We start from the raw sequence: 14,318 nt of genomic DNA on the forward strand, positions 1-14,318 counted from the left end.
GAGATCGGTTCCATTGACGGACAACCATGCCATGAACTCGTCGAAATCCTGGGGCTCTTTCCTCGGAGCCCCAGTGCGTGCGGAGCAGTTTCGCGAAGGTCGAACAAGCCATTGGCACGCTTCTTACAAAATATGATCGGCGGTCAGAGGGGTGATCCGGAACTGGGCTGAGAGCATGCGGGGATCCCGGGAGTGCCGGCCGACGAGCAGTTCGAAAGCGCCAGGCTCGACGATGCGGTGGCCGTTCCGATCAACGAGTGAGCATGACCGGGCGGGAACAGACAGGTCCACCTCCACCGATTGTCCGGGCATTAGGTGGACCTGGGTGAAGGATTTCAGTTCGCGTTCTGCCCAGGTCACGCTGGTCACGATGTCGGTGAGGTAGACCTGGACGGTCTCGAGGACGGGGCGCTTTCCGGTGTTGGTAATGGTGACCGTGGCTTTCACCTGATCTTCGGCGGTGACGTTTTCCGAAACGATGCGTAGGTCGGAGTAGTCGACGGTGGTGTAGCTGAGTCCCTCGCCGAACGCGAAGAGAGAGTCCTGTGAGAGGTCTGCGTACCGGTTTCCGTGCTGGCCGCGGATCTGGTTGTAGTAGATCGGAAGTTGGCCGGCGTGGCGTGCGAAGGAGATAGGCAGCCTGCCGGTCGGTTCGATCAGTCCCAGGATGAGTTCGGCCACTGCTTGCCCGCCTTTCATGCCGGGGTTGAACGCTTCGATGATGGCGGCAGCGTCAAGGACGGCCTGGGGCAGGACCGAGGGTTTGGACTGGATGAGGACGACGATGACGGGGACACCGGTTTCGAGGAGGCGTTCGATCAGTTCGATCTGGCCGCCTTGGAGTTCCAGGGTCGCCGTTGATTTGGTTTCGCCGGCCAGGGCCACGGTGTCGCCGATGACGGCCACGACGTAGTCGGCGTTCCGTGCCGTGTTGATGGCTTCCTGCAGCATGGGCTCGTCCGTGCCGGCCGCGAGGAACATCGGCGGCCGCGGCTGTCCGTCGGCGTATGTGGGGCCGGCGGGGTCCGGTACCAGCTGCCCGATGTCGGCTCCCCTGGCGTGGGTGACCGTCCAGTTCTCGGGCACGGTGGCGCGGAATCCGTCGAGGACGGTTGAGGTCAGGTGCCGCGGGTGACCGTCGGGCAGCCAGTTGATCTGCCCTGAAGCGCCGGCCCAGTCGCCGAGCTGTGCGTGCGGGTCGTCCGCGTTGGGGCCGATCACCGCGATGGTCCTTGGGACGCCGGCCGCTTCGGCCCTGCCCGCGCCTGACGGGGCGAGGCCGCCGTCGAGGGGCAGGGTGCCGTCATTGCGGAGCAGGACGAGGGACCGGCGGGCCATGTCCAGGTTGATGGCCGTGTGCTCTGCGGAGCCGATGACTTGGGACTGCCGGGCCGCGTCCGGGATGCGGGGATCTTCGAAGAGTCCGAGCTCGAATTTCAGGGTGAGCAGGCGCCGGACGGCGTCGCCTATCAGGCTCTCATCGAGATCACCCCGTTTGACGGCCTGCTGGGCTCCTTCGAAGAACTGGGGAGTCGTCATGACCAGGTCGTTGCCGGCTTCGACGGCGACGGTTGCGGCGTGGACGTTGTCCTCGCAGACTTTCTGTTCCCACACCATCCGGCCGACGTTGTCCCAGTCGGTGACAAGGGTGCCGGTGAATCCCCACTCGCCTTTCAGGACGTCGTTGAGCAGCCACTTGTTGGCCGTCACGGGTATGCCGTCGATGGCTTGGTAGCCGAGCATGAAGGTACGGCACCCTGCTTCGACTGCTTCCTGGAACGGGGGCAGGAACCAGGAACGCAGTTTTCGGCGGCTGATGTCGGCTTCGCTGGCGTCCCGGCCGCCTTGGGTTTCGGAGTAGCCGGCGAAGTGCTTCGCGGTGGCGAGGATGGCGGTGGGGTCTGTGAGCCCGTTGCCTTGGTACCCGCGGATCATGGCCTTCCCCAGTGCCCCGATCAGGTGCGGGTCTTCGCCGAACGTCTCATTGACACGGCCCCAGCGCAGGTCACGGCTGATGCACAGCACGGGCGAGAAGGTCCAGTGCAGCCCGGTGGAGGCAACCTCGACGGCGGTCGCGCGGGCGCCTTGTTCCACGAGTCCCGGGTCCCAGGTGCTTGCCATCCCCAGCTGGGTGGGGAAGATGGTGGCTCCGGGCCAGAACGAGTGTCCGTGGATGCAGTCATCGGCCATGAGCAGCGGGATCTGCAGGCGGGTGGTTAGAACGAGCTTGCGCGCTTCGACGATGCGTTCGGGTGAGGCGTGCAGGAGTGATCCGGCGAGTTTTCCGAGGACCAGGTCCTCGAGGTCGCCGCGGGCGTCGAGCTGAAGCATCTGGCCCACTTTCTCCTCGAGCGTCATCCTGCCCAGGAGGTCCTCAACGCGTTCCGGGATGGGCAGTGCCGGGTTGGTGTACGGGGCAGTGCTCAGATCGCTGTGCGGGGCGTTCATGGGGGTTCTCATTTCTTCAGGACTGCGAGGGGTTCTTGTGGCCTGCCTGCAGCGGATGGCAGCGTGAAGGTCACGGTGCGGCGGCCGGTGCCGGGATGCTCCGTGATCGCGGAAGCAGCATCGGGAAGCGTCAGGCCGATTGGCAGGGGCGCGGACACGATGACGTCCCGGGAGCCGGAGGCCGTGCGCTTCCAGTGAACGGTGATTGGCCCGTGAGGGGTGGGGACCGAGCCTTCGGCCCTGTCGAGCTCGCTTGGGGCGGGGTCGATCACCGCACTGGTGAAGCCGGGAGATGAGGGAGCTATGCCGAGGATGTAGCGGGGGAAATGTTGCAGGGGCACGCTGCCCCAGGCGTGGCAGTCGCTGCGGAGGCTGACGGTGTCTTCTGCCCAGGTGGTGAGATTCAGCGCGAGCATGTCCTGCCAGGGATTCCAGTCGATACATTCGTCGGCGTGGGCGTGCCGGAGCGCGTCGAAAAGATCGAGCGCTGTCGCATAGGAACAGGGAGCGAGGTGCTTGTCTGCCACAGCCCGTCGAAGAAGATCGGTGGCTGCCCCACCTTGTACGACCTCGGAAAGGACGGCCCACATCTGGGCGTGGACGCTTTGCGGTGTTCCGCGGTCACTGTCCCGGTAGTAGCCTGCGTTTTCGTCCCAGGCTGCACCTCTCCTCACGATTTCGGTGAGCGTACAAGCGCGGGAGGCGTACTCCCGGGCCAGCCCGTCCCGGCAGCAGAACCCGGCGATGGACGCGGCCGAGCGTAGGGCTGCGATGTACATGAAGGTGGCGATGGTGTTGGTCCGGCGGGGGCCCAGCTCGGGTACTCCCCGGCTTGTCCGCCATGCTTCGGTCCAGTCGACGAAGTTCCACAGGACGCCGTCGCCTTCTGCGGAGATGACGAAACCATCCGGGGACAGCCGGTCGTTGAAGTAGCCGAGGACGGCGTCGATCCTGCCGATGAAGCGTTCGGTGAAGGAACGGTCGCCGACGTAGCTGACGTGGTCGGCGATCATCCTGATCCAGTAGAGCGAGAAACCGGGGATGAACTGCGGCTCCACGCTCGGGGAGCGGCTCTCCGTCAGGCCGGTCGGGTTTCCCGACGCGGCGAAGTCCTCGATGGCCCGCCTGATGAGGCGGTCGTCGGTGGACAGGTGCAGGGAGAACAGCGCTTGGGAGCGGGTGTCCATGGCGTATTGCAGTTGTTCGTAGAACGGGCAGTCCTCGAACGTTTCATGCATGCAGTTCAGCAGGGTGCGGACGCTGACGTGCCACAGTTTGCTGTGCATCTCGGAGGACGATGCAAATGAGCCGGTGATTGGCAGGGGGTAATGGGTCCGGGTGAGGTTGATGGATTGAAGCCGGACCGGCGTGTCCGTCGTGGTGATCCGGAGCCGCACGTACCGGAAGGTCCGGAACCAGAAGGGCGAGTACACTTCCGGGGCGTCAGGTGTTCCTGTTCCCGAAATGAGGTACCGGTCCGGGTCGCCGTAGAGGTCCCCGTTGATGTGGTCCGTGCGGTCCGCTTTGCGCCGGAGCCACGGGGTGTCGATGGGGGGTTGTTCATAGCATTCGGCTGCGGTCATCTCCATCCGCGCCCCTTGCCCGGATTCGACGGCGAGCGAGAGGAACGCTGTCATCAAGAAGCCGGCGTCCAGGTCCACGCTGGCCTCGGTGTTTGGGCCGATGTCGATAGGCTCGCCCCGCATCAGCCGGGACCAGTCAATCCCCGGCTCCGGGGAAGCCGTGACGCCGGTGATGGGCACGGGCTCGAGGGTGAGGTGAGGTATCGGCCTGGGTGCGAGCCGCGGCCGCGGGGTGCCGCTGAAGGGCTGTTGGCTGTCCGTTGCGGGAACATGCCATGCCGAGTCGTCGAAGCCGGTTTGGAGCCAGTCGTGTTCGCTGGCGGCGCCGTCGGTGGTCTCCTGGATGCCCAGGAACAGGGTGTTGCGGCCCTGCCGGAAATGCCGGCCTTGCACGAAGCGGCACCTCCACGCGGCAGACTCGGACAGATCTTTTCCGCCGATGATTCCCCTGACCAGCAGGCCGGGCCTGCCGGTCCGCGGGACGGAAACGTTTCCGAGGGATGATGTCGAGTAGGACAACACGTCAATGCCGATGATGTTCTCACCCATGATGAGGTGTGACCCGATGTCCACGGTGTCAGCGAACCAGGTCCGGCCGGACGGTTTGGCGGGACCTGCTGCTACAAGGGAGCCGTTGACCATCAACCGGTACCGGGAGTCGGCACTGACATGCAGGCGTGCCGGGGCCGTACCGGGTGAACCGATGATCACGCGGGCACGGAACCGCATGGAGGAGGCAACGCCGCTGCGGGACAGCTCATCGGTGCCCGCGGGCAGTTCGAACCATGGTCCGCCCAGGTCCTGCCTGAGGACGGTCTGCTCTTCTTGAACCAATTCGGCGCTCTTCATTTCTTATCGATGTGTCCTGGGGTCGGCTGGGGCGGGGCGCACACCGCTGTTGCACGCCCCGCCCCGTGGTCCTGCTACTTCAGTGCTGCGGTGAAGGCGTCCTGCATGGAGGTGAGGACCGCCGCGGGCGTCTTCTTGCCGCCGAGCATTTCCTGGATGCCGGTCAGGTGCAGGTTCTGAACCTGGGGTGAGGGCCAGTCAACGTCCGGGAACGACGCCGTCTTTCCGTCCTTGACGAAGGGGATCTCGAGCTTGTTGCTGTCATTGGCTTCGATCGTGCCGTTGGGGGCCACCCCGGATTTGTCCGCGTTCATCGCGCTTCCGTCCTTGCTCGCGAGGAATGCGACGAACTTTTTTGCCCCGTCGGCGTTCTTGGCCTTGGCATTGACGCCCCAGCCCACTCCCAGTCCGAAGGCCAAACGGGTATCGGCAGCGTTGTCCGTGGCCGGAATCGGTGCAAGCACGACGTTCAGCGCCGGGTTGGCCTTTTTCATGGAGTTGGCCATGGTGGAGATCTGGATGGCTCCGAGCGCCCTGCCGTCGGCCACCATGGCGGTCTGGTTGTCCACCGAGGTGCCCAGGGCGTCCTTGTTGAAGCAGCCCTTATCGAACATCTCCTTGTACTTGGTCATGGCATCCAGCCAGTTGCTGTCCTGGAACGTCACCTGCTTGTTGAGCTGTTTCTGGTTGAAATCCGGATCCTTGCCGTAAACATCCGTAGCTGCCAGTGCATACGTGACCAGCTGCGTGACCCACTGCGTTTGGGCGCCCAGGGCGTAGGCGACCTTGCCTGCCTTCTGCGCGGCGGCACAGAAGCCCAGGACTTCGGAGTATGTCGTGGGGATCTTCAAGCCGGCGTCCTGCAGGGCTTTGGTGTTGTAGACGCCGCCCAGGGTGTTGGCGGTGGCCACGTCCGTGAACATGTACCGCTTGCCCTGGTATGCAGTCGCGGAAGTCGTGGAGTCGGGCTGGGTGGCTGCCCAGCTTTCCCCGGAGAGGTCCGCGAGATAGCCGTTCTTGGCCAGGGTCCGCACCGCGGTGGCGTTGCCGCTGCCGGGGAAGACATTCAGGACGTCCGTGGCGGTGCCTGCGGCGAGACGTGTGCCCATCTGCTGGTTGTAGCTGTCCGTCGGGATGATCGTGTATTCGACGGTCAGGCTCGGGTTGAGCTCGTGGAATTTGTCGGCGATGGCCTTCCACTTGTCGTCAGAGCCTGACAGCCGCGCGACCGTGACTGTCCCCGAGCCGGATGCCGCCGGTGCGTTCGTGGAACATCCCGTGAGGGCGATGCCGACGGCGGCTATCGCACCGATGGCGGTGATGACTTTCTTGTGACGCATGGTTCTCCCTTGAAACGCGTGGGTTGAAGTGATTGGAGGATGGGTGGAGCCGGCCGGGCGGAGACGTTGCGTGCGTCCTCCGCTCAACCCTTCAGCCCTCCTGCGAAGCCCTTGATGATGCTTCGCTGCAGGAGGAAGTAGAAGATCAGGAGAGGGACCACGCCGATGATCAGGGCGGCGAAAATGGTTCCCCATTGGTTCACGTACTGTCCCGTGAACGAGTAAATGGCGATCGGGATCGTGTTCGTTCCGCTGCCTGAGAGGTACAGCAGCGGGGTGAAAAAGTCGTTCCACACATGGATGGTGTTGAGGATGACCACCGTGCCCGTGATGGGCCGCATCAGCGGGAACACTACCTGCCAGAACACCCGGAACGGGCTGCCGCCGTCGAGGGTTGCCGCTTCCTCGAAATCAAGCGGCAGGGACCTGAGGAACTGGACGTAGAGGAAGATCGAGAACGGCATCTGGGCGCCGACATAGATGATGACCAGACCCCAGATCGACCCGATCAAATGCAGGTCGCGGAAGGTGGTGTACAGCGGGATAAGGGCCAGCAGGCCCGGAATCAGCAGCCCGCCGAGGAAGAAAGCGAAAGTCAGCTTTGACCAGGTCCGGGTGATGCGCGCCAGCGGGTAGGCGGCGGAAGCGCTGATCACCACGATCAGGAAGACCGATACCACCGTGATGACGATGTTGTTGATCATCGCCGGTCCAAGGCCTCCACTGACCCACGCGGTGGCGAAGTTGTCGAAGGATGGGGTCGCGACGGGGGCCAGGGACGCCGTGACGCCGCCGGAATTGAGTGCGGTGTTGATCAGCACGTAGACGGGGGCGGCGAAGAGGAGGCCGACGAGGATCATGACCACCTCAAGGGCGCCCGTTTTGAGGGTGTAACGCTTCATTTGTTTTCTCCTCGGCGGAGCAGGGTGAACTGGATGAGGGAGGCAACGGCGACGAATGCGGTCAGAACGAGGGTCAGGGCGGTGCTGTACCCGAAGAGCTAGAACTGGAAAGCGTCCTTGTACGCGATCGTGCTCAGGCTCTCCGTCGCGCTGCCGGGACCGCCCTGGGTCATGATCAACACCTGATCGAAAAGCTTCAGGCCGCCGATGAGGGACAGCATCAGGTTGATGGTCATCGAAGGCGCCAGCAACGGCCGGGTAATGTTCCAGAACGTCTTGAAGGACCCGGCACCGTCGAGGCTTGCCGCCTCGTAAACGTCCTCCGGAATGCTCTGCAGGCCCGCCAGGAAGATCACCATCGAATAGCCGGCGAACTGCCACACCACCACTGAAATGATCGCCGGCAACGCCAGTTGCGCGTTGCCCAGCCAGTCCTGGGCCAAGAAATCCAGGCCTATAGCCCGCAGCGCAGTGTTCAACGCACCCTCCGGGGCGAGGATGTACTGCCACAAGTTGGCCACAACCAGCGGCGTCACGACAGCCGGCGCGAAAAACAGCACACGCAGCCAGTTACGGCTCCGGATTGCCGAGTTCACGCCCAGCGCCAGTAGCAGGCCGATGAAGTTCTGCACCACCATGACGCCGACCGCATACAGCATGGTGTTCAGGATCGACGCACCGGCCGCGGAATCCTTGAAGACCCGGACAAAGTTGTCGAACCCGATGAAATCGAACTGCGGCGACAAGCCGTCCCAGTTGGTTAGCGCATAGAAGGCTCCCCGCCAGCTCGGGATCACCACGATCAGGGTGAAGACAGCCAGCGCCGGCACAAGGAACCACCACGGTGCCCTCGCTCCGGCGCCCGTCCGCCGTTTGCGGGTCCGGGACTCTGCGATCGCGCTTCGCGTGATCGCAGATGGTTCAAGACCCCCTGCGCGGGGGCTTGCGAGTTCACGTTGCGTCATCGCATTGTCCATTTCTCTTCATCGAGGACCGGTCGACCGTGGTCGTATCCGTCCAGTTTTGGATCGTTTCATCTCGGCCGTGGATACCTTCCGGACATTCGCCCGCCTGGCGGGACTGGTCCGGTCGGGGGCCTTTTTGGAGGATAGTACGTTCTACGCCAAATTGCCGCTTTTATGGTCTTTAATGTGTAGTACGTACTACACTGGATATAGCGTAGATCACATCAGCAGATCTGCCAAGTGGGCTCGAATCCGATTCAGGTGAGGGCGCGGGTTACAGTGAACGAATCGAAAGGGGTGGCCGGATCATGAGCAGTCATCAGGCGGGCAAGCGGCCGACAATTGTGGACGTTGCGCGCCATGCGGGGGTTTCCACGGCTGCCGCGTCCAAGGTGCTGCGCGACGCCTACGGTGTCAGTCCGGAGATGAAGGAAAAGGTCAAGGCTTCCATGGATGCCCTAGGGTACCGGCCGTTGACCTCGGCCCGCGGCATGCGCCGCGGACGAACCCATACGGTTGCTGTGGTCGTCGCGGATCTGCACAACGAATTCTCATCGCTGCTGGTTGAAGGCATCAGGAGAGAGTGCGAACGGCAGAAATACCGGCTATTGGTTGCACCTGCCGGCTCGGGCAAGGATGCCCAGAACCGGATGGTCGACGACCTGATCGACCGAGGAATGGACGGAATCGTGCTGATTTCTCCCGTCGGAACCGATGACGAACTGGAAGTCGTCGCGAAGACCATCCCTGTCGTCGTCCTCGGCCGACACGGTGCCAGCCCGGACTTCGATTCCGTCGCCGCCGACGACTTTGCCGGCGCCAACCTGGTGGTCGATCATCTCGTATCGCTCGGGCATCGGCGAATCACCTACATCAATCACAAGACGGACGGGAGGAACGACGCCCGGCTCCCCGAAGAAGTGCGCGTGCGAGGGTATGTTGACGCCATGATCCGGCACGGGCTCGGCGACGCAATTGACATCATCCAGTCACAGTGGAGCCAGGAAGGCGGAGAGGAATCGGGAAAGATGATCCTCGCCCGCGCAGAAAGGCCCACCGCAGTCTTCGCCGGCTGCGACATCGCCGCCTTCGGAGTCCTGACAACCATGTGGGACGCGGACATCCGTGTTCCCGAGGAACTGTCAGTGGCCGGCTTCGACAACATCTTCACCACCTCACTTGCGCCCATCTCGATCACCACAGTCGATCAATCGGGCCTCGACATGGGCGCTGCTGCTGGACGCCTTCTCTTGGAACGCATCGATGGACGAACCCAGGCAGTCAACATCGTGCTGCGGCCAACACTGGTGGCAAGGAACACGACTGCGGCGCCCATGCGGTCAAAAGTCCAGCAGCCCTGAGTCGGCCGTTCCCAAAAATGCCCTAAGCGTGCCTAATACGCTCTCTACGGAGCAGTCTGCCTGTGTCGCTCTCGGTTGGCCGCTCCGGATCGCGAGCAGCGGTCTCGCAACCATCCGGCTGGCGCGCGTTTCGTCCCAAAACGTGGGGTTTCCGTGTGGTTAGCCCCAGATCAGACAAGACAAAGACCCTCCCACCCAACGTTTCCGCAGGTCGGAAGGCCTTCACTGTGGAGCTAAGGAGATTCGAACTCCTGACCTCTTCGATGCGAACGAAGCGCTCTACCAACTGAGCTATAGCCCCTGGTCAACTGTGCGTTGCCAGTGTCCCTAGGCTACAAACTATCTTCGCGCTTTGCCAACCAAGACTCGAACGTGTCAAACCCCGTACGCTGGCTTGGGACCAAATTCAGTCCTTTCCGAAGATATTCGCCCATCGCACCCGGCAACGGCACCTCCACGATCCGGCCGGCGTGTCCCGTAGTTTTTCCCCAGATCTCAGCGAGTTCACGCATGGTACGGATGTCCGGACCGCCGATGGTCCGTGTCCGGTGTCGCTCCGTTGAAGGCTCCCCCATGCCTTCGGCAACTAACTCGAACGCCACGTCTGACGGCGAAATAGTTTGAAAGCGCGCGCCCTTGAAGACAGGGATCAGGCGGACTTTGGCCCCGGCTTGGAAAACCGCCGCCACCAGGCTGTGGAACTGGGTGGCCCGCACAACAACCGTCTCAAGCTCCGACGTCGCGTAGACCCGCTCTTTGGCTGCTTTGGAGATATAAAAGGCCGCCGCGCTCCTGTCGCAGTTGATGATCGAGAGGAGAACCGCCTTGCGAACGCCGGCACCGGAGGCTGCGGCAAGCAGGCGTGCGCCGCCGTCGGCGTAATTCTTGCGGGCCTTCCCGAACTGCCCTTCCAGGCAATCGATCACGACGTCGGCCCCGCGGAGGGCTTCCGCGAGCCCAGCGCCTGTGGTGACATCAGCCTGAAAGTAGCGGGCGCCGTCGTGATGGGCTCGTGACGTGCCCGACGGCGGGCGGCGGCTCAGCACCGTCACGTCAAGTCCGGCGTCGAGCGCCAAACGGACGACTTCACGGCCCACTTGTCCCGTGCCACCTGCCACGCAGACGGTAGTCAAGGGAGGCTATGCCCGGCGGCGCTGCAGAACGTCGTCGAGGTTGCTGAGGGCGCTCTGAGGCTTGCCGTGCTGCGCCTGGACCGCCACGACCGCGGCCGGCGCGCTGGCCGGCTTCAAGGCGGGCTTGCCGAGGGGCTTGGGAGCCTCAGGCAAGTCGAGGGGTTCCGGTGCCGGTCGAGGCGCCTTGGCGGCGTCGACGTATGTTGGTTTGGGCACGTCCACGGGCTGCCATTCGGATTCCTTGGATTCCGCCGTAAACCGGACCGTGTTGTCGCCGGCGGCGACGGCAACGTTGAGGGCAGCCTGACGAAGTTCGACGGCGGTCAGGCGCGTCGACTCACGTGCGTGGGCTTCGGCGTCGAAAATCTTGGTGGCCGGGCGGTCCGATGCTGGAAGACTTACGCGGGGACTCTCAACTGTGGGACCCATTGCATTGCGGAAGGCCCTGTTCATCCTCGCCCTGCGATCCCTGATGGCCAGCCGGCGAAGCAGGAAGACGGTCCCGACCACGCCGACGATGGATACCAGTGGCACCCAGGCCGAAACGAGGCCCAGGATGCGCAACACGCCGGAAACGGCCGCCGTGAGCAGCAGGAGAAGACCGGCGAGGGCAAGAGCGCAGCGCCCGTATCTGATTTTGAAGGCCCCCGCATCCGATGCAGCATCACGCCGTTCGCCGGCGTCGGCCGAGACCTCGGGCAATGCGGTAGGGGTGCTCTGCATGGTTTCCATTGCTTTCTCCTGCCGAGGGGTGATTGACAGAACCACCCCGGCTTGCAGTTCATGAGCGTCTTCGTCGATCACATCTGCTGGTATGTCACCCGCCACCTGGACGTGCTGGCGACGATTCCGCAGTATGTATGGCGCAACCCAAACAATCCACAGCGCGACAGCAATGACCAATATCACCGAGCTGCTGAGAGGGAAGTCCACAATCAAAACCGTAGAAGCAAATACGCAGGGGCCACCGCATTGCCAACGGTGTGTCGTCGGAGAGTCGGCAAATCAATGGATTTATGACCCTCATTCACCCAAGTGGACTAGTTGACTCCGCGTCTAAGCCAAGCAGCCAGCAAGCCCCCAGGGACCTCCTCCGAGGTCAACGCAAAGCTTCGATGGTCAGCCCATTCTCCATTGATGTGAAGGAAACGCTCACGGCGGCCTTCGTCGCGGAATCCCAGCTTCTCGACAACCCGTAGGCTCGGCCCGTTATCGGGCCTGATGTTGATTTCCATCCGGTGCAAGCCAAGGGCTTCAAAGCAATGGTCGGTCGCCATGGCAACCGCTGTGGGCGCTATTCCGCGACCGGCCCGGGCCTGGTCGACCCAGTAGCCGAGCGTGGCCGTCATGGCCGATCCCCACATAATCGAGGAGACCGTCAACTGGCCTACGATCCTAGGCTCATGGAACCCGGGAATACGTTCCGTGATCACGAACGGAAGGGCACTCGCTTGCCGAGCCTGCGCGTTAAGGGACGCCACCATCTGCCGATAGTTCGGTAGGCGGCCACCCGGGGCCGGGTTGGAGGCTTCCCAGGGCGCAAGCCAATCACTATTGCGTGAGCGGACCTCGGTCCATTCCTTCTTGTCCCGGTATTGGATGGGACGCAAGACGAGGTCGCCGCATTCGAGCGTCACCGGCCAGATGGCCGACCCCCACACAAGGACCTACTTGCTGAGGCCGGCGGCAAAGCCCGGCAGCCACTCACGCAGGCCGGGACCGAGGTCTTCGCTGTCGCAGGCAAGCTGGACGCAGGCCTTGAGATAGCTGAGCTTGTCCCCGGTGTCGTACCGACGGCCGCGGAAAACGACTCCATAAACACCGCTGCCTTCGCCTTCGCCCGCAGCGAGAACCTGAAGCGCATCTGTCAGTTGGATCTCTCCCCCACGGCCCGGTTCGGTTTTCTCGAGGACGTCGAAAACCGAGGGGTGAAGCACGTATCGGCCAATCACGGCCAAGTTGGACGGAGCTTCATCGACAGCAGGCTTCTCCACAAGCTGCTTGATGCGGACGTAGCCGTCCTCGCCGATATCCTCGATGTCCGCACAGCCGTAGGCGCTGATCTGGGAAGGCTCGACTTCGATGAGGGCTACAACGGAACCACCGGTTTTGTGCTGGACCTCGATCATGTCGCTAAGGAGCGTGTCCCGGGCGTCGATGAGGTCGTCACCGAGAAGAACGGCGAAAGGTTCGTACCCGACGTGCTGCTTTGCACGCAACACTGCGTGTCCCAGCCCCTTGGGGTCGCCCTGACGGACGTAGTGAATGTCGCCGAGGTTGCTGGTAGCCTGCACCGAGTCCAGCTTGGTGGTGTCTCCCTTGGCCTCCAGGGTCGCTTCCAAAGCCGGTACCCGGTCGAAATGATCCTCCAGCGCACGCTTGTTGCGGCCTGTGATCATGAGGATGTCATTGAGCCCGACGCTCACGGCTTCTTCGACAACATATTGGATGGCCGGCTTGTCGACTACCGGAAGCATCTCTTTGGGCATGGCCTTTGTGGCAGGCAGAAACCTGGTGCCGAGTCCGGCAACGGGGATAACGGCCTTGCGGACGGCGCAGTTATTGGAAGTCACCGGACTAATCTAACGGAAGGAACTGGACAATGGGCAAAAAGGAAGGTGCCGGAGGGAAGGGATCCCGCCGGGCCTTCCCCGCCCCTGAGCCGCTCAGCAACGAGAACTGGAGCAAAAGTGACTTTGAAAGACGACATCCGCCGGGACAACCGGAACCGGCGGCTCGCCTTGACCGGGCAAGAGCGCGCCGACGCTGGGACGGGGATTGCCCGCGGTGGCCTCTCATGGGCGGATACCGTTGCCCACGGGAAGCCGGCGACTTTTGCGGCCTATGTCGGAGTAGCCGCCGAGCCGCCCACAATGCCCTTGCTTGCGGCTCTGCATGCGGCCGGGCACAAGGTCCTTCTTCCCGTCTGTGAACCGGAACGGCGTCTGAGCTGGGTCTATTGGACACCGGAGGCGGCTTTTGTCCGCTCAAAGTACGCACCGATTGACGAGCCGGTGGGCGAACGATTCGACAGTGACATCATCAAGGATGCGAGTGGAATCTTCCTCCCGGCCACCGCTGTCGATGAAAGCGGAAACCGCATCGGCCAAGGGGGCGGATACTACGACCGCCTCCTCGACAAGCTCGACGCCGACGGGCAGCGTCCGCCGACTGTAGCCGTCGTATATGACCGTGAGGTGCTGCCGGCCGGGACGATCCCGGCCGAACCGTTCGATAAGCCCGTGGCGGAGGCGCTTACCCCCCACCGGATAGTCCGGCTGGTTCCGGCAGCATGACGAGGCTTTGCCGGCCTGTCTACTCCGCCACATCTGTGGTACCGGCCTGGATGCCGGATGATAGAATTGGCACTCAGGCCCTGGGACTGCTAATGGACGGAACAATCCGGCTTGGCAGCACAGGACCTGTAGTTCGTCCCGGAGGAGGATCACCAGTGCCCACATATGCCTATGCCTGCAAAGACTGCGGACATGCCTTTGACATCGTTCAGGCTTTCACGGACAGTTCCCTGTCCGACTGCCCTGAATGCCAAGGATCGTTGCGCAAGAAGTTCAACAGCGTGGGCGTCGTCTTCAAGGGATCGGGCTTCTACCGCACCGATTCCCGGGACTCCAAGGGAAGCACCGTTTCGGCCGCTCCTGCCGCACCAGCTGCATCCCCGGCGCCAACGTCTGTTCCGGCGGCTGCCGCGAGCTGATTGCGGTTTCCAGCTACTCCCG

Annotated in this window: 12 protein-coding genes and 1 tRNA gene; 3 read left to right on the plus strand and 10 right to left on the minus strand. The window is 63.1% G+C overall.

Annotated features, from left to right (window positions below; genetic code table 11):
* Positions 1 to 123 precede the first annotated feature (123 nt).
* From AC1DJW_RS01085 to AC1DJW_RS01105, 5 genes are all read right to left on the minus strand, one after another.
* Positions 124 to 2,448: an exo-beta-d-1,3/1,6-glucosidase gene (locus tag AC1DJW_RS01085; RefSeq protein ID WP_476900528.1), complete on the minus strand. Its 2,325-nt coding sequence runs from the start codon at positions 2,446 to 2,448 to the stop codon at positions 124 to 126.
* An 8-nt stretch (positions 2,449 to 2,456) separates the two neighbouring features.
* Positions 2,457 to 4,880 carry an alpha-L-rhamnosidase-related protein gene (locus AC1DJW_RS01090; RefSeq protein ID WP_476900529.1) on the minus strand — a complete coding sequence of 808 codons (2,424 nt, stop codon included), beginning with the start codon at positions 4,878 to 4,880 and terminating at the stop codon, positions 2,457 to 2,459.
* 74 nt (positions 4,881 to 4,954) lie between these two features.
* On the minus strand, positions 4,955 to 6,220 hold the full coding sequence (locus tag AC1DJW_RS01095; protein ID WP_476900530.1) for an ABC transporter substrate-binding protein: 1,266 nt from the start codon (positions 6,218 to 6,220) through the stop codon (positions 4,955 to 4,957).
* 83 nt (positions 6,221 to 6,303) lie between these two features.
* Entirely contained in the window at positions 6,304 to 7,122 is an 819-nt protein-coding gene (locus tag AC1DJW_RS01100) for a carbohydrate ABC transporter permease (RefSeq protein WP_476900531.1), read from the minus strand.
* 98 nt (positions 7,123 to 7,220) lie between these two features.
* Positions 7,221 to 8,087, minus strand: a complete 867-nt coding sequence (locus tag AC1DJW_RS01105; protein WP_476900532.1) for a carbohydrate ABC transporter permease — start codon at positions 8,085 to 8,087, stop codon at positions 7,221 to 7,223.
* 308 nt (positions 8,088 to 8,395) lie between these two features.
* On the opposite strand from AC1DJW_RS01105, the gene AC1DJW_RS01110 reads away from it, so the two are divergent.
* Entirely contained in the window at positions 8,396 to 9,448 is a 1,053-nt protein-coding gene (locus tag AC1DJW_RS01110) for a LacI family DNA-binding transcriptional regulator (RefSeq protein ID WP_476900533.1), read from the plus strand.
* A gap of 228 nt (positions 9,449 to 9,676) precedes the next feature.
* Here the strand turns inward: AC1DJW_RS01110 and AC1DJW_RS01115 are convergent.
* From AC1DJW_RS01115 to galU, 5 genes are all read right to left on the minus strand, one after another.
* Positions 9,677 to 9,749, minus strand: a tRNA-Ala gene (locus AC1DJW_RS01115).
* A 31-nt stretch (positions 9,750 to 9,780) separates the two neighbouring features.
* Positions 9,781 to 10,566 (minus strand): SDR family oxidoreductase, encoded by a 786-nt coding sequence (locus tag AC1DJW_RS01120; protein WP_476900584.1) that lies wholly within the window; start codon positions 10,564 to 10,566, stop codon positions 9,781 to 9,783.
* 21 nt (positions 10,567 to 10,587) lie between these two features.
* Positions 10,588 to 11,313: a hypothetical protein gene (locus AC1DJW_RS01125; RefSeq protein ID WP_350225124.1), complete on the minus strand. Its 726-nt coding sequence runs from the start codon at positions 11,311 to 11,313 to the stop codon at positions 10,588 to 10,590.
* A 308-nt stretch (positions 11,314 to 11,621) separates the two neighbouring features.
* Positions 11,622 to 12,242 carry a GNAT family N-acetyltransferase gene (locus AC1DJW_RS01130; protein WP_476900534.1) on the minus strand — a complete coding sequence of 207 codons (621 nt, stop codon included), beginning with the start codon at positions 12,240 to 12,242 and terminating at the stop codon, positions 11,622 to 11,624.
* Positions 12,243 to 12,248: 6 nt separating this feature from the next.
* Positions 12,249 to 13,154, minus strand: a complete 906-nt coding sequence (galU, locus tag AC1DJW_RS01135) for a UTP--glucose-1-phosphate uridylyltransferase GalU (protein WP_476900535.1) — start codon at positions 13,152 to 13,154, stop codon at positions 12,249 to 12,251.
* A gap of 117 nt (positions 13,155 to 13,271) precedes the next feature.
* Here galU and AC1DJW_RS01140 point away from each other — a divergent pair, with 117 nt between their 5' ends.
* Both AC1DJW_RS01140 and AC1DJW_RS01145 read left to right on the plus strand, forming a co-directional pair.
* Positions 13,272 to 13,877, plus strand: a complete 606-nt coding sequence (locus AC1DJW_RS01140; RefSeq protein WP_476900536.1) for a 5-formyltetrahydrofolate cyclo-ligase — start codon at positions 13,272 to 13,274, stop codon at positions 13,875 to 13,877.
* A 155-nt stretch (positions 13,878 to 14,032) separates the two neighbouring features.
* Positions 14,033 to 14,296 (plus strand): FmdB family zinc ribbon protein, encoded by a 264-nt coding sequence (locus AC1DJW_RS01145; protein ID WP_476900537.1) that lies wholly within the window; start codon positions 14,033 to 14,035, stop codon positions 14,294 to 14,296.
* Positions 14,297 to 14,318: the final 22 nt, after the last annotated feature.

The sequence above is a fragment of the Arthrobacter sp. 05L417 genome (assembly GCF_056397865.1).